General features: G+C 71.3%; 15 protein-coding genes and 3 pseudogenes. 12 read left to right on the forward strand and 6 right to left on the reverse strand.

Going from position 1 to position 19,308, the window contains the following annotated elements:
• The 3 genes and pseudogenes from J5Y04_RS37235 to J5Y04_RS37245 form a co-directional block, all read right to left on the reverse strand.
• Nucleotides 1–1,105, reverse strand: a pseudogene (locus tag J5Y04_RS37235) (hypothetical protein); the annotation flags it as partial.
• 315 nt (nt 1,106–1,420) lie between these two features.
• Complete coding sequence (locus J5Y04_RS37240) at nt 1,421–2,464, reverse strand: hypothetical protein (RefSeq protein ID WP_209416971.1); 1,044 nt, start codon at nt 2,462–2,464, stop codon at nt 1,421–1,423.
• A gap of 27 nt (nt 2,465–2,491) precedes the next feature.
• Nucleotides 2,492–3,058 (reverse strand): hypothetical protein, encoded by a 567-nt coding sequence (locus J5Y04_RS37245; protein WP_209416972.1) that lies wholly within the window; start codon nt 3,056–3,058, stop codon nt 2,492–2,494.
• Between the two features lie 1,104 nt (nt 3,059–4,162).
• Here J5Y04_RS37245 and J5Y04_RS37250 point away from each other — a divergent pair.
• From J5Y04_RS37250 to J5Y04_RS37265, 4 genes are all read left to right on the forward strand, one after another.
• Nucleotides 4,163–4,753 carry an RNA polymerase sigma factor gene (locus tag J5Y04_RS37250; protein WP_209416973.1) on the forward strand — a complete coding sequence of 197 codons (591 nt, stop codon included), beginning with the start codon at nt 4,163–4,165 and terminating at the stop codon, nt 4,751–4,753.
• Nucleotides 4,750–5,214 carry a hypothetical protein gene (locus J5Y04_RS37255; RefSeq protein WP_209416974.1) on the forward strand — a complete coding sequence of 155 codons (465 nt, stop codon included), beginning with the start codon at nt 4,750–4,752 and terminating at the stop codon, nt 5,212–5,214. The genes J5Y04_RS37250 and J5Y04_RS37255 overlap by 4 nt, the downstream gene beginning before the upstream one ends.
• Before the next feature lie 82 nt (nt 5,215–5,296).
• A complete protein-coding gene (locus J5Y04_RS37260; protein ID WP_209416975.1) occupies nt 5,297–5,524 on the forward strand; it encodes a hypothetical protein in 228 nt (75 codons plus the stop codon).
• Between the two features lie 109 nt (nt 5,525–5,633).
• Nucleotides 5,634–6,266: a DUF6368 family protein gene (locus J5Y04_RS37265; RefSeq protein WP_209416976.1), complete on the forward strand. Its 633-nt coding sequence runs from the start codon at nt 5,634–5,636 to the stop codon at nt 6,264–6,266.
• A 60-nt stretch (nt 6,267–6,326) separates the two neighbouring features.
• Here J5Y04_RS37265 and J5Y04_RS37270 read toward each other — a convergent pair.
• Nucleotides 6,327–7,106: pseudogene (locus J5Y04_RS37270) on the reverse strand (transposase).
• 1,752 nt (nt 7,107–8,858) lie between these two features.
• Between J5Y04_RS37270 and J5Y04_RS42535 the strand changes: the two are divergent.
• Nucleotides 8,859–9,086: pseudogene (locus tag J5Y04_RS42535) on the forward strand (hypothetical protein); the annotation flags it as partial.
• A 23-nt stretch (nt 9,087–9,109) separates the two neighbouring features.
• Here J5Y04_RS42535 and J5Y04_RS37275 read toward each other — a convergent pair.
• Nucleotides 9,110–10,441, reverse strand: coding sequence for an L-serine ammonia-lyase (locus J5Y04_RS37275; protein ID WP_209417005.1), 1,332 nt, complete (start codon nt 10,439–10,441; stop codon nt 9,110–9,112).
• 278 nt (nt 10,442–10,719) lie between these two features.
• Here J5Y04_RS37275 and J5Y04_RS37280 point away from each other — a divergent pair, with 278 nt between their 5' ends.
• The 5 genes from J5Y04_RS37280 (at nt 10,720) to J5Y04_RS37300 (ending at nt 16,547) form a co-directional block, all read left to right on the forward strand.
• Entirely contained in the window at nt 10,720–11,697 is a 978-nt protein-coding gene (locus J5Y04_RS37280) for a helix-turn-helix domain-containing protein (protein WP_209416977.1), read from the forward strand.
• 300 nt (nt 11,698–11,997) lie between these two features.
• Nucleotides 11,998–13,269, forward strand: coding sequence for a S8 family peptidase (locus tag J5Y04_RS37285; RefSeq protein ID WP_307853498.1), 1,272 nt, complete (start codon nt 11,998–12,000; stop codon nt 13,267–13,269).
• Nucleotides 13,270–13,301: 32 nt separating this feature from the next.
• Nucleotides 13,302–14,198: an alkaline phosphatase family protein gene (locus J5Y04_RS37290; RefSeq protein ID WP_374106197.1), complete on the forward strand. Its 897-nt coding sequence runs from the start codon at nt 13,302–13,304 to the stop codon at nt 14,196–14,198.
• Between the two features lie 2 nt (nt 14,199–14,200).
• On the forward strand, nt 14,201–15,487 hold the full coding sequence (locus J5Y04_RS37295) for an MFS transporter (protein ID WP_209416978.1): 1,287 nt from the start codon (nt 14,201–14,203) through the stop codon (nt 15,485–15,487).
• A 37-nt stretch (nt 15,488–15,524) separates the two neighbouring features.
• Nucleotides 15,525–16,547 carry a TolB-like translocation protein gene (locus J5Y04_RS37300; RefSeq protein ID WP_209416979.1) on the forward strand — a complete coding sequence of 341 codons (1,023 nt, stop codon included), beginning with the start codon at nt 15,525–15,527 and terminating at the stop codon, nt 16,545–16,547.
• Nucleotides 16,548–16,576: 29 nt separating this feature from the next.
• On the opposite strand, the gene J5Y04_RS37305 is transcribed toward J5Y04_RS37300, so the two are convergent.
• The gene (locus tag J5Y04_RS37305) at nt 16,577–17,242 is read right to left on the reverse strand and encodes an alpha/beta fold hydrolase (protein WP_209416980.1); all 666 of its coding nucleotides are present in this window, start codon (nt 17,240–17,242) and stop codon (nt 16,577–16,579) included.
• A gap of 110 nt (nt 17,243–17,352) precedes the next feature.
• On the opposite strand from J5Y04_RS37305, the gene J5Y04_RS37310 reads away from it, so the two are divergent.
• Together J5Y04_RS37310 and J5Y04_RS37315 are read left to right on the forward strand one after the other, a co-directional pair.
• On the forward strand, nt 17,353–18,159 hold the full coding sequence (locus J5Y04_RS37310; protein ID WP_209416981.1) for a helix-turn-helix transcriptional regulator: 807 nt from the start codon (nt 17,353–17,355) through the stop codon (nt 18,157–18,159).
• A gap of 710 nt (nt 18,160–18,869) precedes the next feature.
• Nucleotides 18,870–19,142: a hypothetical protein gene (locus tag J5Y04_RS37315; RefSeq protein WP_209416982.1), complete on the forward strand. Its 273-nt coding sequence runs from the start codon at nt 18,870–18,872 to the stop codon at nt 19,140–19,142.
• The last annotated feature ends 166 nt before the right edge of the window (nt 19,143–19,308 follow it).

Genomic DNA, 19,308 nt, shown 5'->3' on the forward strand with positions numbered 1-19,308 from the left:
CGTGTGCTTCGGTGCGGGAGAGTGGGCCGGCTGACCAGTTCAGCAGCTCCGGGTTGAGATCGTGTGACAGTTCCCGCGCGTCGATGGTTACCTTGTATCCGTGGATCGTCAGCGTCCTGCCCGTCGCGTCCGCAAATCCTGCGAAGGATGGATCAACGACGATCCTTCCGTCGACGGCAACTGCGAACTGGAAGTCGGCCATTCCGCGGGCGAGGAAGAAGAGGTATTGCTGCGACGGGATCAAGGTCAGCTCGTGTGCTTCGGCACGGGGCAGCGGTCCGGTCGACCAGTTCAGCAGCTCTGGGTTCAGGTCGTGTGACAGTTCCCGCGCGTCGATGGTTACCTTGTATCCGTGGATCGTCAGCGTCCTGCCTGTCGCGTCCGCAAATCCTGCGAAGGATGGATCAACGACGATCCTTCCGTCGACGGCAACTGCGAACTGGAAGTCGGCCATCCCGCGGGCGAGGAAAAAGAGGTATTGCTGCGACGGGATCAACGTCAGCTCGTGTGCTTCGGCACGGGGCAGTGGTCCGGCCGACCAGTTCAGCAGCTCTGGGCTCAGGTCGTGTGACAATTCCCGCGCATCGATCGTCACTTTGAACCCGTGAATCACCACCGACCGGCCAACGACCTCGGTAAACCCCGCATAAACCGGATCCACCACAATCCGGCCGTCGGCAGCCACGGCAAACCCGAAGTCCGCCATTCCTCTGGCAAGGAGGAACATGTAGGACGGTGCAGGCAACAGTTGGAGGTCGTGTGCCGAATCCCGCGACAGCGTTGCCATACCGCCCGTGATGAACGGGTTCAGATCATGCGACAGGGCGCGTCCGTCGATCGTGGCCGCGAAGCCGCGCAGCACGAGGGTGGTCGTCCCGCGGCCTTCGAGGAATCCGTCGAAGGCCGCGTCGAATTCGACTGTCCCGTCTTGGGACACCTCGAACTGGAAGCTCGCCGGCCTGCCGGGCACCTGCTCGATGCCGTAGACCCCGGGTTCCAGGGAGACCGTTGGTGCGGCCGCCCCGTTGATGACCTCGGAGCCGTGCCCGAGGATCACGAACTGCGGGTAGGTGAGGCTGCTGCTGTCTACGCGGATTTCAGGCATCTTATGCGCTCCAAGGCTTCGGGCCTCTGGCAGCCGCCTGCGGGAGGGCGCGGTCCTTGGTCGACGATCGCACTGGCCGTCTCCTTCTACGCGGCGGCGAGCATGAACGTCAGTCGTCGCTCGGCGGATCGTCGAGGGGACACCGCCCGCGGCGACCCTGTGCGGCGGAATTCGCGGGTGCAGGAGGTGATTGCGGCTGCAGCGCCGTAGCGCGCGGCCGACAATCGCAATGGGCCCAACAGGCCTCACTCCCAAGGGTTTCGCAGCCGACCGCCACCTGCAACCGGACGCGGGTGCCCCTGTCGGCGGGTGACCTCAGTCGGCCTCGGGATCGAGCCGGTCGGTCAGGATGTCGTCCAGGACCACCAGGTCTCCGCCGAGGCTCACGCCGGCCGTCGAGGCGGTCACCGTGAGGGCGATCGGGCCGACCCCGGGTCCGTCCACGGCGAACAGCGGGAAGGTGACCGTACCGTCGGCGATCTGCACGGCGCGGTTGGGCCCGTAGAAGGCCTGAGCCCCGCCCGGGTCGCAGAGCAGGACGTGGATGCTGCCTGCTCCGTCGGGCTGGGTGAGGACCAGGTGGCGCACGCTATAGGACGTCTCCGTCTGGTCTCGGACGGCGACCAGGCCGGCCAGGGCCGGAGCCTGCAGCAGGGTGTCCGGCAGGCCGTCCTGGATGTCGGGGTCGATGCAGAGGAGCAGGTGCTCGCCGCAGTCGATCGCGAGGGACGCCCGCTGCGCTGGGCTCATCAGGTACAGCTCACCCTCCGTCAGCGTCCTGAGCAGGGCGAAGTCGTCGTCCGTCGGCGCCGACGCGGTGATCGGCGACAGGGGCTGGGCGCCGGGGTCGATGGCGCGGATGGCGGTCTCGTCCGGCGGGGTGAGCTCGAAGCCGGTCAGTCCGGCCCGGGACGCGATGACCGACAGTGCGAAGGCCGCCTGGTCACCCACCGCGTCACCGGGCGGCGGCGCGAGCTGGCGGAGGTCGTCCAGTACGTCGGACCGGGCGATCTGCTGGAGCGTACCCCAGGCGGTGAGGGCGGTCACCGGGTCGGCGGAGGACGCCGCTCCCTGGACGACCGGCACCGCGCCGTTGCCGAGGCAGGCGGCCAGTGAGAGCCCTGCGGCGGCAACGAAGGGGTCAGCATCCGTGACCGCCTGCTGGACCGCCTGGGCGAGGGGGCCGTCGGGGCTCGGGTCGGCGCGGGCCAGCAGGGCCATCGCCCGGGGCCGGTCCGGGTCGTCGGCGGAGAGCGCGCGGGAGAGGAGGTCCCCGCGGTCGGCGTCGTCGAGGGACGTCAGAAGGGCGGGATCCAGACCGTCAACCGTGCCGAGCAGCTGGTCGATGTTCTCGGTCATGGCGCATTCACCATCTCTCGACGTTCCCTACGGCCTGACCAGACAGTGGCGCTTCATCAGGGCGGCCTGCGCGGCCGTGACACCGGTGTTGGAGGCCGAGACCGCATCCATGAAGTCCGAGGGGGCACCGGCGCACAGCGACGGGTTCACGGCGCAGTGCGGCAGGCCGAGGAAGTGGCCGACCTCATGGGCGAAGGTGTTGCCCGACTGGTCCGTGAACTCTTCCTGGATCGTGACGACCGGTGCCCGTAGGGCCGGGGCCTTCGTCTTGTTCTTCCGGCAGTCGCCCGGCTGTGGCGAAAGGCCGACGAACGTCGGACCGGTGATCAGGCGGACCACGAAGAGGTCGAGTGCGTCGTTCTTGACCGACCACCCGTTGGCGAGGGCGATCGCATCGGCATGGCTCCGGATGACCGTCAGCCTGCCCGCGGCCGCGGATGGGATGTTGAAGTTCCTGACCGTGCCGACCTCGGGTCCCAACGCGGCGAAGATCACCTTCATCACCCCGACCGCGTCGTTGACCTGCTGCACCTTGGCGGGCGTGAACGTGTCCTGCCCGACGATGATGACGTTGACGTCGAAATGCGGTGCCATGGCGGACTCCGATCCTCGTCGCGGAAACCTGGACGGGTACGGGACGCGACGGCGGCGCCCGACGACGTCAGCACGGCTTCGGGCCGGTGACAAAGAGCCCCGGCTCCACCGGGAGCACTCTCAAGTCGACCAGCACACATGCCTCTTCCGATCGTAGGCCGCCCCGGTCCACACGTCGCGGTAGCGGAGGGAGCCTGCGGATCCTCGAGGCCGGGCCGGTACGGCGGGGTCAGGTCATGGCCGACTGGAACCGGCCGGCCCGGATGCCAGCGGACGAGCGCCTGCACGTGCTGGACGACACAGCGTTCCCCGTCCCCTGGAGCGATGCGGATCCGGGCGCCCTCGCCGCCGCCCAGCCCGGCGGCTGGGTGTGGCCGTCGGAGTCGTCCTGGTGCGCCCGCGCCCGGTATGAGTTCTTCGGGACCACCGGCTCCTACAGCTTTCACTGGCGCCTGGCCGCCGCCTGGGCGGACACCAGGCCCGCGGCGGCCCCCGATCTGCTGTCGCCCCTCGACCGCTTCCTCGGCGCCGTCGTCCCCGAGCCCCCGGCCGACGGCCCCGCGCCGACAGCTGGCTTCCCCGACGACCCCTCGCCCTGGCGCCTGCACGTCCCCTACTTCGTCCCCCGGACGCGATCCCGGGCCTCGCCCGCGCCTGGGCGACGGCCGCACCGCGGCTGGAGGAACTCCGTGCACCCTTCGACGCCGAGTGCGCCGGCTGGGCAGGCCGACCCGCCACCTTCGCCGCCGCCGCGGGGGCCGGCACCGCGGCCGCCAACCGGTCACGGGGTTTGGGGCGGGGCGGGGCGCCCGGCCGCCGCCGCGGGGCGGTCGTTGGTCGGCGGGGCGCCCAGATGTGCTGGTCATCGAGGGGCATGGTCATCGTCTCCGGGTCGGTGGGGATGGTTGATGCGATGGCTGACCTGGGCGGCGTAGTTGGTCCAGTCGCCTGCTGAGGTGGTCGGTTCGGGCCGCAGCCACCGAAGCCCTGGCGCCTGACTGTGCTTCCTACGCGGTGGATGTAACGCTGATGCCCGTTCGGGCGCCTAACGCTCTGTAGACACGATCGGCCTGCGGGCCCCGTAGAGCGAAGAGGCAATGACTCATGGAGGAAGACGCTCTCTGCTCGCCAGAGGACTTCTTCAGGAAGTGGTACCCGATCGTCAGAGCTCGGGTCGAACTGTTGTACGGCGACCACGGACTGGACAGCGAAGCCGTGACCGACGACGCGTTCGTCGCGCTCTTCAAAGCGCAGCGGGAGGGACCGGTGCCCCACCCGTCGGGGTACCTGCTCACGGCCGCCTTCAACGGTGCCCGCGACTACCACCGAAAGCGCCGCCGCCGTTTGTGGGGACATCCGGTGGAGCCCGCCGACCTTCCCGATGCCGTCGGCGCCGCCGCATACACCTCGCTCGCCCACATGACGGGGCCGGCGGAAGCCCTCGAACTGCGCGAGGGCGAGCGGTACGTCCTCGGCCTCGTCAACCGGCTTCCGCAGAAGCTGCGCGAGGTGTTCGTCCTCGTCCACGTGGCGCGGATGGACCGGGAAGAGGCCGCGAGGGTCCTGGGCATCAAGCCGAGCGCGCTTCGCGCCCGCCTGTCCCGCGCGAGCGCGAAGCTTCGCAAGATCATCGACAAGGACCAGAACAAGCCGGAGACGGTCCTGGCCTACCTGGAGAAGAAGGCGACGGCATGAGGCACGACGACCCGCTGGACCACTCGGGACAGATCACCGACACCCTGACGAACACCTACCACGCACTCCAGAGCGCCTACAGCGAGGACGAAGCGCAGGCGGCCAAGCGCCTGAGCATGCTCCAGGCCCGGGCGGCGGCCGAAACCAAGGCCGAGGCCCGTGCTTGCGCCGGCAGGAAGCGGGCGTGCACCACCTGGGTTCCCGGCCAGTCGTCTCGCGACTGGCCGGGGCTGGACCTCCTCGCGCTGGTCCTCAAGGCCGCGGCGTCCACTTCCGCGCTCGCCAACGCCGTGACGGGCTCCGTGATCGCCACCCTGGTCGCCCTCACGATCGCCGGACGTCTCAGCGTGCACGTCACCGTCCCCCTCGCGACGACCGTCGGGGTTCTTCGCGGCCTGCCGATCGAGCTGCCGCACAGGCTCGACCGGGAGCGGGAGCAGCGTCGGTCCAAGGACCTGTAGTGCACATGGGCCCGCCGCCCCGGTTCCTAGGCCAAGAGAGCGGCGGGCCAGGCAATCCCCACCTACAAGCGAGGAGGTCACCGTGACCAGAATGCACCACCACCAGCTCCGCCGGGACCGGGCCTGCGAACGAGTCGATCGCAGCCGTGCCGTCGTCAGCGCAGGCACATGTGACTGCCGTCCGTGCGACAGGCGACGCCACCGCAAGCGGCTGCTCCGGACCGCGACGATGCACACCGCCCGCGGTCTCGGGTACGGGGCCGGCGCAGGTGTGTTCACCCTGCTCACCTGGTGGCTCACCAGCCGCTAGTCACAACCGGGAAGGTTCGCCGGGTCGCGGCGGCAGTGCTCGGACCGCATGGAGTCGGTGCGGAAGAATTGAGCGGTGGCGGAGCAGGTCAAAACACTAGGCTTCCGGCATGTCTGGTCCGACGCTGGTGATCGAGTTGGCGGAGCCCGTCTCCCCGGCTTCACTGCAGGAGTTCCGCGCGTTGATGGTGGGGCTCTCCTCCCGCTTCGAGGAGAAGCGACCCGGGTTCTTCGACGTCAACCTGCCCGCTGAGCGACTGGGTGTCGAGGACAGCCGAGAGGAGGACTGGCGAAAGCCGTTTCCGCTTCCCCTTCTTGGCCACACCTCCGTAGATGACAAGCTCGCGGCTCTGGTGGGATTCAATCCGCAGCACGAGGACTGGGATCGGCCTTTCCTCGTCTACCTGATGGGGCCGGGTATCGGTGACGAGGACATCTTCGAGGCCGAGCACGAGGACGAGCCCGAGGTGGAGGCCGTCCTCGGCTTCAGGCCGACCCATGCCGTCAATGTCAGCGCCTGCTGCAACGGTGGGATCGACCACGTGGCAACAGCACTGCTGACCGCCGCGGTCATGGACGTCATCGGCGGTGTGGCCAAGGCCGAGCTGCTGGACGGACGGGCGTCGGTCGTCGCTGACCTTCCGGGAGTGCTGGGGATCACGGACGACGAGTGGATGGTGCTGGGCACGGCGGAGTTCTTGCGGGCTTGGGTCGGGCAACCCGGCTTCAGGCTGCTCAAGTAGCGCAGGCGGAGCTGCGGCGGGAGTGATGCTGTGCCCGGGAGCGTTCGCCAGGTTGCCTGATCACGCGGCGAGAGCGGGTCGGCCGCCCCAGCGCAGGCCCTTCTCGCTGCGGATGCGCGCGCGTGCCTTGCGTTGGGCCGCGAGAACGTCGGGGTGGCGGGCGTTGGTGTTGCGCCAGCTCAGGTAGGCGTGCAGCGCGCGGGTCTGGACCGTGTGGTTCGGGTGGTTGGAGTTCGCGAGCGTGAACTGCCGCAGCGGTCCGAACTGCGCCTCGATCGGGTTGGCCCAGGAGGCGTTGGTCGGGGTGAAGCACAGGTGGACGTTGTTGTTCGCCGCCCAGCGCAGGATCCTCTTTCCGTTGTGGGCGGAGAGGTTGTCCAGGATCACGTAGACCGGGGCGCCGTCGGGGCGGGCAGCCCGGATGGACCTGAGTGCGGCCAGGGTGTTCGCGGTGCCCTTGCGCCGGCGGTTGACGCCCCTCAGGCTGTCGTCGCCGATCGAGTAGCAGTCGTGGAAGTACGTGACGCCGTTGGTCCGCTTGTAGGTCGCCGGGTTCCGGGCCGGCCGACGTTGCTCGGCCCAACAACTTCCGGCGGTGGGCCGGATGCCGAGCGGGCCGAACTCGTCGAAGGCGAACGTGCGATCCGGGAAGTGGTCCAGGACGTGCTCGATCCGGTCGAGCTTGGCGTCGTAGTCGGGGTCGGTGGACTCCTTCCAGGTCTTGGTGCGCTGGAAGGTGACGCCGCGCCGGGCGAGCAGGCAACGAAGGGGCCTCGCGCCCGAGGCGGATCACCCGGCCGTGAACCCGGCGTTACCGCCAACCGAGGCCAGCAGCATCATCGCCCGCCGATAGCGCACCGTGTTGGTGCTGCTCCGACGCACGATCCGCTGTAACTGCTGCCCCTCCTGGTCGGTCAATGCCTTGGCGGCCACCAGTTCCTGGTCCTCGGCGATGCCGACCGCCGCCAGCAGGTCCTGCTGGTCGGCCTCAGGGTGGGCCAGCCGGCGCGTTGTCAGCTGGCTTCCAGCGCCGTGGTGTCCGTGGGCCCACCGTAAAGACGATCTTGCCCAACTCGGTGTTGGACTCCCGCGGCGGTCGTTGGCGGGCCTGCCTACGACCACCGCTTCTCAACGTTCAATAGAAGCTGCTCGGCCTTCGATAGGGACATCTACCCGCGCGACCTCTTAAGTCGGTCGACTGTCACTGCCAGCGCAGTACGGCCGGATGCGCAGTGTCCATTCCCGATGGTGCGTAGTCACGGGATGTGCAGTCGGCCATCTGCGACAACGGAGTGCCGCCGGGGGCCGGTTCGATGTTGGCGGCGGGGAGTACGGCGTACTCAGCGGGCGTGGTGAAGACGACCAGAGCCGACCTTGTGGCGGCCAGTGGCTCTCCTGCGACCGCCGGAAAGGGTCGGACGTCAGTACAGAGCACCTGGACTCGCTGGCCTTTCAGGGGACCGAGCGCAGTGTGAACCTGGCTGTAGTACGGAATCGTGCCGTCGGCCGAAGTCGCTCGCAGGGTGCCGTACTGGGAGGAGTTTGCGGGCGAGGCGGCTGCTGGAGGTGACGGTGGAGGCTCTGGAGCCGACGACGCCCCCGTCGAGGGCGGCGCGGATGTCGGCAGTGGCCAGGTTGCCGACGGGCTCGCGCCGGCACCCGGTCCGTGTCCGGGCCCGTGTTCGTTGATCGTGCCGGGGGACATTACGGTGTTGTACAGGACGCCGAACAACAAAGCGACGGCTCCCAGCGCCCCGGCGAGCCGCCGGCCTCGTGTCCGCCCGGGACGGACAGAGATGGTGGTGCTCGGAGCCGGCCGGGGCCGTGAACCGCGGGTGGGGGCCTCCTGCCGTTGCGGCTGCTCCTGGTGCTGGCCCGTCGACGCGGGGAGCGGTCGGGCGGGTTGGAAGGCGAGGGCGGCGCGCACCCAGTGCCACAACGTCTGCTGAGGAGGAAGGGCCTGGCGACGCTTGCCAGCCAGGTAGTACTTGGCGGCCTGAAGGACACGGGTGCTGTCAGCGGGCATCAAGGCCCCCAAGCGGAAGCTCTGCCACGGTTTGTGTCGCTGCCTCCGGTGAGCCGGGAGACGTTACGGGCCGTGCCTCGGTGGAGAGACCGGGCGTGTGAGGGAGAGTGGGTTGTGAGGCCGGGGAACTGTCACCCTGGGTTGCCATCTGCTGGATGATCAGCGGGGCTGCGATACCCAGTGTCAACGCCCCCAGCGGACCTGCGATCTGGTCCGCAGCTGCGTACACCGCGTTCAGGCCCGTCCCCATTACGCATCTGCAGGTGATGGCGATGGCATAGCCCCACAACTGGGGCCGCCCGCGACCGTCCACCCATGGCCACTTCGGGACTCTGAAGGGCCGCGCGGCCGACCAGAGACCATGGACCTCGACTAACCCCACACCCAGCAGCCCCCACAGGCATGCCTGCCAAGTCGGCATTGTCCCCCGCTCTCCCTCTGGACCCAGTCCCGTCGTACCCGAACGTAGCCCCAGTGGTTCTCCCCGTACAGAACGCACCGAAGAACCGTCTCGCGCCGCCACCGGCGGGGTCTTGCTGTCGGTGGTGGCCGGGATGCTGGGCGGCATGGACGACGATGCGCTGATGCGGGGCCGGGTGTACGGGGCGGACCACGACGATCCGGATCCGGGGCCGCGGCCGGGCCGCGTCTATCGCGAGCTGGCGGCCGGCCCGCTCGACGGGCTGCTGCTGGACGTGACCGGCTGGAGCCGGGAAGAGCTTGAGGACGGGGCTGCGCTGCTCACCGAGATCGGCTTCCACGGCGCGGGTGGGCGCTCACTGCGGCCGCCGAGGCAGTACGACAGGGCGGCCAATGGTCAACACCGGGGGAAGCTGAGAGCGAGTCCGCCGCGGGCGGTCTCCTTGTACTTGGTGCTCATGTCGGCGCCGGTGTCGCGCATGGCGCGGATCGCGGCGTCGAGCGGGACCAGGTGAGTGCCGTCGCCGTGGAGGGAGAGCCGGGCGGCGGTGATGGCCTTGAGGCTGCCGATGGCGTTGCGTTCGATGCAGGGGATCTGGACCAGTCCGGCGACCGGGTCGCAGGTCAGGCCGAGGTGGTGTTCGAGGGCGATCTCGGCGGCGTTCTCGACCTGGCCGGGGGTGCCGCCGAGGAGTTCGGTCAGTCCGGCGGCGGCCATGGCGGCGGCGGTGCCGACCTCGCCCTGGCAGCCGACCTCGGCGCCGGAGATGGAGGCGTTGCGCTTGACGATGCTGCCGATGGCGGCGGCGGCGAGCAGGAAGCGGACGGTGTGGTCGTCGTCGGCGCCGGGGACGCACCGGTGGTAGTGGTGCAGGACGGCGGGAATGATGCCCGCGGCGCCGTTGGTGGGGGCGGTGACGACGCGGCCGCCGGCGGCGTTCTCCTCGTTGACGGCCAGGGCGTGGAGCGCGACCCAGTCCATGGCGTGCAGCGGGTCGGCGGTGTCGCGGAGCCGGGTGAGGCGGCGGTGGAGCGCGGGGGCTCGGCGGGGGACGTTCAGGCCGCCGGGCAGGACGCCTTCGGTGCGGCAACCGCGTTCGACACAGTCGCGCATGACGTCCCACAGGTGCAGGAGCCGGGCGCGGACCTCGCTCTCGGGGCGTCGGGCGCATTCGTTGGCGAGCATCAGGTCGCTGATCCGGCCGTCCCCGGCGAGCTGGAGGAGTTGGTCGGCGTCGTCGAACGGGTGGGGGACGTCGGCCGGCTCGCCGGTGTCCTCGCCGAGCAGGAAGCCGCCGCCGACGGAGTGGAAGGTGCGGCTGTCCAGGGCGTCGCCGTCCCGGTCGAGGGCGGTGAGGGTCAACGCGTTGGGGTGGGCGGGCAGGGTCCGGTCGGGGTGCAGGAGCAGGGTGTGGCGGACGGTGCGTGCGCCCGGCAGCGGGACGCGGCCCTCGGCGCTGTAGCGGCGGAAGCGTTCGTCGGCGGTGGCGATGTCGACGGTCCCGGGTTCCTCGCCGGCGAGTCCGAGCAGGACGGCCTTGTCGGTGCCGTGTCCGGTGCAGGTGGCGGCCAACGAGCCGAACAGCTCGACCTCGACGGCGGCGACGCGGGCCAGCAGGCCGTCCCCCTCGAGTCCGCGGACGAACCGGCGGGCGGCGCGCATCGGGCCCACGGTGTGGGAGCTGGACGGTCCGATGCCGACGCGGAACAGGTCGAACACGCTGATCAAGGGGGACTCCTGGGGAGCGGCCGTGGTGGTGGCCACCGGTCTACCGTCGGCCGGGCGGGCCTGGTGGCACACGGCGGCCACTGGCGAGGACGGGCGTGGGGCGCCCGGGCCGGGCGCACTGTCGATCTCGGCGGTGAGTGTTCGGGTCTGACACCTACTCGCCGGTATGTGCCACGATGCGCCGAAAGCGGCCCCCGGTACGCATCGGCGGGACCCGGCGCGTCCCGTGCTGCCGCCGGTGCGTCCGGAGCGGGCCGCCTTCACGGGGAGGAACGCCGATGGCCGACGAGGACCTGCCGACACACCTGTGCCGCCTGGGGCTGACCCGCCGCGAGGCGGAGGTCTACGTGGCGCTGCTCGCCACCGGATCCGGGGACACCGGACACCCGCCCGACGAGCCGGGGCCCGACAGCGAGGCGCACCTCGCGCACCTGCGCCGGCTCGGACTGGTCACCGTCTCGGACGTCGGTGGGCTCCGCCGGCACGTACCGGTGGAGCCCACCGTCGCGCTGGAGTTCCTGGCGCACAGCCGCAGCGCGGAGCTGCGCGAGGCCCAGCAGGCGGCCGCCAACGCCTACCGCGGGTACCGGCGTTCGGTGAGCCCGCATCCCACCGACAACCTGGTGGAGGTGGTCACCGGCGACTCGATCATCGAGCGGATCGAGACCATCGAGGAGGCGGCCGAGAGCGAGGTGCTGCGCTTCGACTCGCCGCCTTACCACACCCACGGCTCCGCCAATCCGATCGAGATCGAGAACCTGAGGCAGGGTGTGGAGTACCGGGTCGTGTACTCCAGATCGGCGGTGCAGAACGCGGCGTACTACGCGGTGAACATCCAGCCGTCCATCGCCGCGGGGGAGCAGGCCCGGATCCTGCCGACCGTGCCGGTGAAGCTGACGGTCTTCGACCGGCGGCTGGCCATCGTGTCGATGTCGTTCGTCGAGGCCGAGGTCAACGACTCGCTGCTGCTGGTCCATCCGTCCAGCCTGCTGTCCGCGCTCACCGGGCTGTTCGAGACCTCGTGGCGGGCGGCGCTGCCGATGCACCTGGGGGAGCGGGTGCCGTCGGCGCTCAGCCCGATCCACCGGCGGATCGTCGAACTGCTCGCCACCGGTGTCACCGACGACACCATCGCCGAGCTGCTGGGCGTCAGCCGCCGCACCCTCTCCCGCCACCTGGAGCAGCTCAGTTCCCGGGCGGGTTCGGTCACCCGCTTCCAGATGGCGCTGCACGCCGCCCGCAACGGCTGGATCTGACCTGTTCACGGGCGGTTCCCGGGGCTCCGGGAACCGCTCCTTCGCCATGCCCGGAGCAGGCCAGGAGCGGCCTGGGCGCCACCGCCGCGCGCGAGACCTCCCTGGCCAGACCGCGCCACTGGCGGTAAGTGGCTTCTCGTGGCGTGTTTCTGACGGTACTTCTGTTGCCCGGCCCGCCACCGGAGTGGAGTGATCGCCCACCCCCACGGCGAACCCCGGTCGACGGCCCGGAAGCCGCCGCCGATACCCCGCTCCCCGCGTCGGCGGACTCCCGCCGCACACTTCCCCCGAGGAATCACCGTGTCCCTGTACCGCGCACGCCGCCATGCCCGCAGGACGAAACTCACCACCGTGGCCGCCACCACCGTCGTCGCCGCCGCGGCCGCCGCCGTGGTCATCAACCCGGCGAGCGCCAGTCAACGGGCCCCCGAGGAGGTCCGGACGGCCGGCGACCTGATAGCCGGCCGCTACCTGGTGGTGTTCAAGGACGACACCGCACCGGGCACGGCGGCCCCGGACACCGCCGCCGCGTCCGTCGCCGACCGGCTGGCGCACACCTACGGCGGCACCGTCCGCACCGTCTTCGACACCGCGCTGCACGGCTACGCCGCCGAGATGACCCCGGCCCAGGCACAGCAGGTGGCGTCCGACCCCGCGGTCGCCTCGGTGGAGCAGGACCGCACCCAGCACCTGGACGCCGCGCCGGAGGCCGCGCAGGCGGCGTCGGTGGCCAGCTGGGGCCTGGACCGGATCGACCAGCGCAACCTGCCGCTGGACAACAGCTACACCGCGCCGAACACCGCCTCCAACGTCACCGTCTACCTGGTCGACAGCGGACTGCGCACCACCCACAGCCAGTTCGGCGGCCGGGCCGCCATCGGGGTGGACCTGGTCGGCGACGGCCGCAACGGCGCCGACTGCCTCGGCCACGGCACCCACGTCGCGGGCACGGTCGGCGGCAAGGACTACGGCGTGGCCAAGGGCGTGCAACTGGTCTCCGTGCGGGTCACCCCCTGCAACGACTCCATCCCCACCTCCTCCGTCGTCTCCGCCGCTGACTGGATCACCAAGCACGCCGTCAAGCCGGCCGTGGTCAACATGAGCATCAACGGCGGCGTCAGCTCCGCCGAGGACAAGGCGATCCGCGACTCCATCGCCTCCGGCGTCACCTGGGTGGTCTCCTCCGGCAACAGCAACGCCGACGCGTGCAAGAACTCGCCCGGCGACATCCCCGAGGCCGTCGTCGTGAACAACTCCACCTCCGACGACCAGCGGCGCTCGGACTCCAACTGGGGCTCATGCACCGACCTGTTCGCCCCCGGCAGCGGCATCACGTCGGCCTGGAACACCGGGGACAACGACAGCCACAACCTGACCGGTACCTCGATGGCCGCGCCGCACGTCACCGGCGCCGCGGCGCTCTACCTGTCGGCCCACCCCACGGCCACCCCCGCCCAGGTCCAGGACGCGCTGATCAAGGCTGCCACCACCGGCAAGATCGGCAGCGCCGGCACCAACACCCCCAACCGGCTCCTCTACGTCAAGAGCCTGGGCGACAACCCCACCAAGTGACCCCCGACCAACACCCGACCCAGGAGGAATCCGTGTCCAACCCCACCACCGGCCGCCACCGTCGCAGCCGCAAGAAGATCGCCCTCGCCGTCGCCGTGCCCACGGCCGTGGCGGGCAGCCTCGCCACCACCCTGGTGGGCATCGGCTCGGCCTCGGCGTCGACCACGATGCCGAAGCCGGACCACGTGGTCGTGGTCATGATGGAGAACCACGCGTACAAGCAGATCATCGGCAGCAGCGACGCGCCGTACCTGAACTCGCTCGCCACGGGCGGCGCCGTCCTCAAGGCCTCGTACGGCATCACCCATCCCAGCCAGCCCAACTACTTCGCCGTCTTCTCCGGCAGCACCCAGGGCATCACCGACGACAGCTGCTACAAGGCCGGCTCGATGACCGCCGCCAACCTCGCCTCCGAGGTGATCGCGGCCGGCAGGACCTGGGGCAGCTACAACGAGTCGCTTCCCCGCGAGGGCTCCACCACCTGCAAGAGCGGCAAGTACGCCCAGAAGCACAACCCCTGGTTCGCGTTCAAGAACGTGCCCACCGACACCGGCCACACGTTCGCGCAGTTCCCGAGCGACTTCACCGAGCTGCCCGCGGTCTCCTTCGTCACCCCCAACCTCTGCTCCGACATGCACGACTGCAGCGTGGGCACCGGCGACAGCTGGATCCAGAGCAACCTCGGCGCGTACGCGAACTGGGCCAAGACCCACAACAGCCTGCTGATCGTCACCTACGACGAGGACGACAAGCAGAGCGGCAACCAGATCCCCACCGTGCTGTACGGACAGCCCGTCAAGCCCGGCAGCGCACCGACCACCAAGTACAACCACTACGACATGCTCCGCACCCTGGAGGACCTCGCAGGGACCGGCAAGCACGCCGGCAAGGCCGCCAACGCCACCGACATCGCCGGCGTCTGGAACTGAGCGTGTACCTCGCGGACAGCCGACGCCCCGCGGCGTCCGCCGCCGCCCCGGCCCCCGGGCCGGGGCGGTCCGCGCGGATCGCCCCCACCGTCCTCGCCCTCGGCACGGTCAGCCTGATCACCGACGTCTCCTCCGAGATGGTCACCGCCGTCCTGCCGCTCTACTTGGTCGCCGCCCTCGGCGTCTCCCCGCTCGGCTTCGGTGTGCTGGACGGCGTCTTCAGCGGCGCCTCCGCCACCCTGCGCCTGCTCGGCGGCCTTCTCGGCGACCGGGGCGGCGGCCGCCACAAGGCCGTCGCCGCTGCCGGCTACGGCCTCTCCGCGCTCTGCCGCCCGGCCCTGCTGCTGGTCTCCACCGCGTCGCTGATCGGCCTCGTCCTCGCCGCCGACCGGGTCGGCAAAGGCCTGCGCACCGCACCCCGCGACGCCATGATCTCGCTCGCCACCCCGCCCGAACGGCGCGGCCGCGCCTTCGGCGTCCACCGGGCGATGGACACTGTCGGCGCACTCAGCGGCCCCCTGCTCGCCTTCCTCATCCTGCGCACCGCCCCCGGCGGCTACCGCGCCGTCTTCACCGTCAGCTCGTACGTCGCCGCCCTCGGCGTGCTCGTCCTGGTCCTCCTCGTCCCCGGCCGCAGCCTCCGCCCCACCCTGCGGGCCCGCGGACCGCGCCCGCGGTTCGGCGTACTGCTCCGCCTGCCCGCCCTGCGCCGGATCACCGCCTGCGCCGCCCTGCTCGGAATCGCCACCGTCAGCGACTCCTTCCTCTACCTGCTGCTGCAGCGCCGCCTCCACCTCCCCGCGGGCTGGTTCCCGTTACTGCCGCTCGGCACCGCCGCCATCTACCTGCTGCTCGCCGTCCCGCTCGGCGCGATCGCCGACCGGATCGGACGCCGGCGCGCGTTCGTGCTCGGGCACGCCGCCCTGCTCACCGGCTACGGACTGCTGCTCGCCCTCCCGGGCGGCGGCCTCTCGCTCGCCGCCGCGGTCCTGCTCCTGCACGGACTCTTCTACGCCGCCACCGACGGCACCCTGGCCGCCGTCGCGGCGGGCGCCGTTCCCGAGGAGCGGCGCGGCGCCGGCCTCGCCCTGGTCGGCACCGGCCAGGCCGCCGGGCGGTTCCTCTGCTCGCTCGCGGTCGGCGCGCTGTGGACCCGGTGGGGCGACACCACCGCCCTGGCCGTGATGGTCGCTGCCCTCACCGCCGCCGTCACCATCGCCGTCCGCCTGCTGGGCAGCGTCACCGGCGACCCGGAGCGGGCGACCGCCGACCGACCTGCCACCCACTGATCCCCGTCCCCCCGATGACCGGAAGAGGCCCCCACGCATGACCTTCGGCCGCCGTCTCCTCGTCCTGCTGGTTGCCGCCGCCCTGCTCCTCGGGGCCGGTGTCTGGACCGTCCTGCGTGCCGGGGACCCGACCCGGGGCGGCGACCGGGCGGGGGACGGGCCGCCGGCCAGGGCGGGCGCCGTCACCCTCGGGCCGCACAGCGACGGGCCGCGGCTGGTCTTCCGCAGCCTGACCTGGGGCTCCCGGCGCGACCACCTCGCCGCGGTCCCGCTCGCCGACCCCGCCGCGACCCGGACGGTGGCGGCGCCCGCCTGCCTGCGCTTCCACGCCGCCGCCGGCACCGGAATCTGCCTGCAGGCCGTCCACGGCGTCCTGCAGGACACCTACCGCGCGGTCGTCCTCGACGCCGACCTGAACGAGCGGCGCCACTACGACCTGGCCGGCATCCCCACCCGCGCCCGGGTGTCGCCGTCGGGCCACCTCGTCGCCTGGACGGTCTTCGTCGGTGGTGACTCCTACGCCGGCACCGACTTCTCCACCCGCACCTCGATCCTCGACACCCGCACCTGGACGCTGCAGGACGACCTGGAGAGCTACGCCATAACCCTGGACGGCCACCCCTACCACGCCGCCGACACCAACATCTGGGGCGTCACCTTCGCCGACGACGAGCACTTCTACGCCACCCTCGCCACCGGCGGGCACACCTGGCTGGTCGCCGGCGACGCCGTCGCCCGCACCCTCACCACCCTGCACGGCAACGTCGAATGCCCGTCCCTGTCGCCCGACGGCTCCCGCGTCGCCTACAAGAAGCGGGTCCACGGACTGCCCGACGACGCCCCCTGGCGGCTGTACGTCCTCGACCTGGCGACCATGACCGAGACCGTGACCGCGGAGCAGCGCACCATCGACGACCAGGCCCTGTGGCTCGACGACCGCACCCTCGCCTACGCCCTCCCGGGCGACGACGGCAGCGACCTGTGGACAGTCCTCGCCGACGGCACCGGCAGCCCTGCCCTGCTCGCCGCCGCCGCGCTCGCCCCCGCCGTCGTCCGGTGACCCGGTGCACGGCCGGACAAGCGGGGGCGTCAGTCGGCGAGCAGCAGCGCGGCGACCGCCTCCGGCGCCTCGTGCATGGCGTCGTGCCCGGTCGGGAGGTCGTGGACCCGCCACCCGGGGTCGGCCAGCAGCCTGGTGCGCAGTTCGGTGAACGGCGTCCGGTCCGCCCACCCCGAGCAGTGGACGAACTCCCGCCGGGGGACGTGGTCGACCGCGCCGGTCAGCCGGACCGCCTGCAGGAACGAGGCGAGCGGATGCGGCCGGCGCCGGGGATCGCCGCCGTCCGGCGGCCGCACGGTGAAGCCGGTGGCCGCGGCGCCGGTCGCGAAGACCTCCCGGAAGTGCGCGTTGGTCGCCGACCAGCAGGACTCGCCGTCGCGCGGCACGTAGGCGTCCAGGTGCACCAGGCGTGCGATCCGGCCGCCGGCGCGGTCGGCAGCGGCCGCGATCACCATCCCGGCGTAGCTGTGGCCGACCAGCGTCACGCCGGTGAGGCGGTGGCGGTCGAGGTGGCGCAGGACATCCCCGGCGTGCGTGTCGAGGTTGGCGGTCGCCACCGTCGCCTCGTCGTCCGGCCCCAGCCCGGTCAGCGTCAGGGCGTGGACCGCGTGACCGGCGCGTTCCAGCAGCGGAACCACCGCCTCGAACGACCAGGCGCCCTTCCAGGCGCCCGGCACCAGGACGAACGTCGCCATGTGCTTCTCCTTCCGTTCCCAGCCGCGGGCAGTGCGGCTGACGAGCACTCGGTACGGAGACCACCCTCGCCGGATCGGGGCGTGGCGGGTTAGCGCTACGCTGCCAAGAGATGCCCGTTCCCCGCCAACCTCGCCGACCCGCCGGTGCGACGTCCCAGCTGTGGCCGTCCGGCGGGCGCCACCTCTGGCCGTCCGGCGGAGCGAGCGCGGCGCAGTCGCACCCCCGGGGACACCTGGTGTACGCGGCCGGCGGCGTTCTGACGCTCCACACGGAGCACGGCAGCTGGATCGTTCCCGCCAACCGGGTCGCCTGGACCCCGGCCGGGTTCACGCACCGTCACCGTGCGCACGGCGACACCGATATGCGGATCGTCTTCCTCCCGCCGTCCCTTGCCCGGCTTGTACCGGACCGTCCCGTCGTCTTCGAGGCCTCGGGCCTCGCCCGCGAAGTCCTGCTCGCCCTGACCCGCCCCCGCGATCACGACGGCGCCGCGCCCGGCCACCGCCGCACCGCGCGCACCCGCCTGCTGCGCGTCCTCGTCGACGAACTTTGCGAAGCCCCCGAGCAGCCGCTGCACCTGCCGGAGCCGCGGGACGACCGGTTGCGGGCCGTGGCCCGGAGGCTGGCCAAGAATCCGGCGGACAACGCCACGCTGGCCGAACTCGGGCGGGCGGTCGGGGCCGGCTCCCGCACCCTCAGCCGACTGTTCCGCGCCGAGCTCGGCATGACCTTCTACGAGTGGCGCACCCAACTGCGCGTCCACCACGCGCTGGTGCTCCTCGCCGACGGCCACGACACCGTCCGGACCGCCCATGCCTGCGGCTGGGCCAACCCCAGCGGCTTCATCGCGGCGTTCAGCGCTGTGGTCGGAACGACCCCGGGCCGCTACCGGGCAGCTCAGGTCCCGACGGCATAATGTGCGGGCCGCCGGGTGTGGGGACTGATGCGGTGTGGTCCATGGCTCCGCTGGGATCGGACGGGGGGACTACCGGCCGGACCGCTACTACGTCGTCGGCCCCACCATGTGCGCGCCACGCGGCCGCCGGGCACGGCACGCTGACGGCTTGCCGCACGCGCATCAGGACAGCGGCCGCTGATCTCCGTAACGAGGGCGCTCGCCGATGCGCTCCGCCCAACCGGCAGCGATGCAGGCGTCATGTGTTCGTAGCCCGCGACTGTCCCAGTTTGACTGTGACGCTCTGTACGAAGTCCGGTGGGAGCTCTTCGGGCATCGTCAGGGACACGCGGACCTCCGCGGCGAGAGAGTTGCCGGTCAGCTCCGCCTCCGCACAGCAATCCGTCTCTGCGTCGCGCAGCGGCCCCAAGAGCCGGGCGCATCCTTTCGGAGGTCTGCCGACTCAGCTCGCCGACCACACCGTCGCCGATGCGCACGACCACGATCGGAGCCACCGGCCCGGGGGCCGGCGCGATCGGCCAGATCCAGGCGCGCATAGGCGAACGCCCGCCCGGGAAAATACGCCCTCTCCAGCAAGTGCTAGTCGGCGACCTGGTCGAAGGTGGGATCGCTGGTGGCCATCGATTCGGACTGTACGGGCGCCGGGTCGGCCGCGCGCGGCCGACAGTTCGGACGGCTGGGTGTCGGTGGTGGCCGGGATGCTGGGCGGCATGGACGACGATGCGCTGATGCGGGGCCGGGTGTACGGGGCGGACCACGACGATCCGGATCCGGGGCCGCGGCCGGGCCGCGTCTACCGGGAGCTGGTGGCCGGCCCGCTCGACGGGCTGCTGCTGGACGTGACCGGCTGGAGCCGGGAAGAGCTTGACGACGGCGCGGCGCTGGCCACCGAGATCGGCGCCTATGGCGCGGGCGGGCGCGCTCACTACGGGCCGCGGCCGGGCAACGGCCGGTACTGGGACTGGGAGGGCGACAGCGCCTGAGCCTCTGATCGGCCAGAAGGCCGCCACCCGTGGGTGGCGGCTTCGTGGGCTTTCTCGGAGCGGGTTCACGCTAGCGACTGCCACTGACACTGATAGCGCTGACCGGGTCTCCGGTGGTCGTGGCTCTGCCACTGACCGACGCCCTGCTGGGTCGTCAACGCCCCAG

Source organism: Kitasatospora sp. RG8, assembly GCF_017813315.1.
Taxonomy (GTDB): Bacteria; Actinomycetota; Actinomycetes; order Streptomycetales; family Streptomycetaceae; genus Kitasatospora.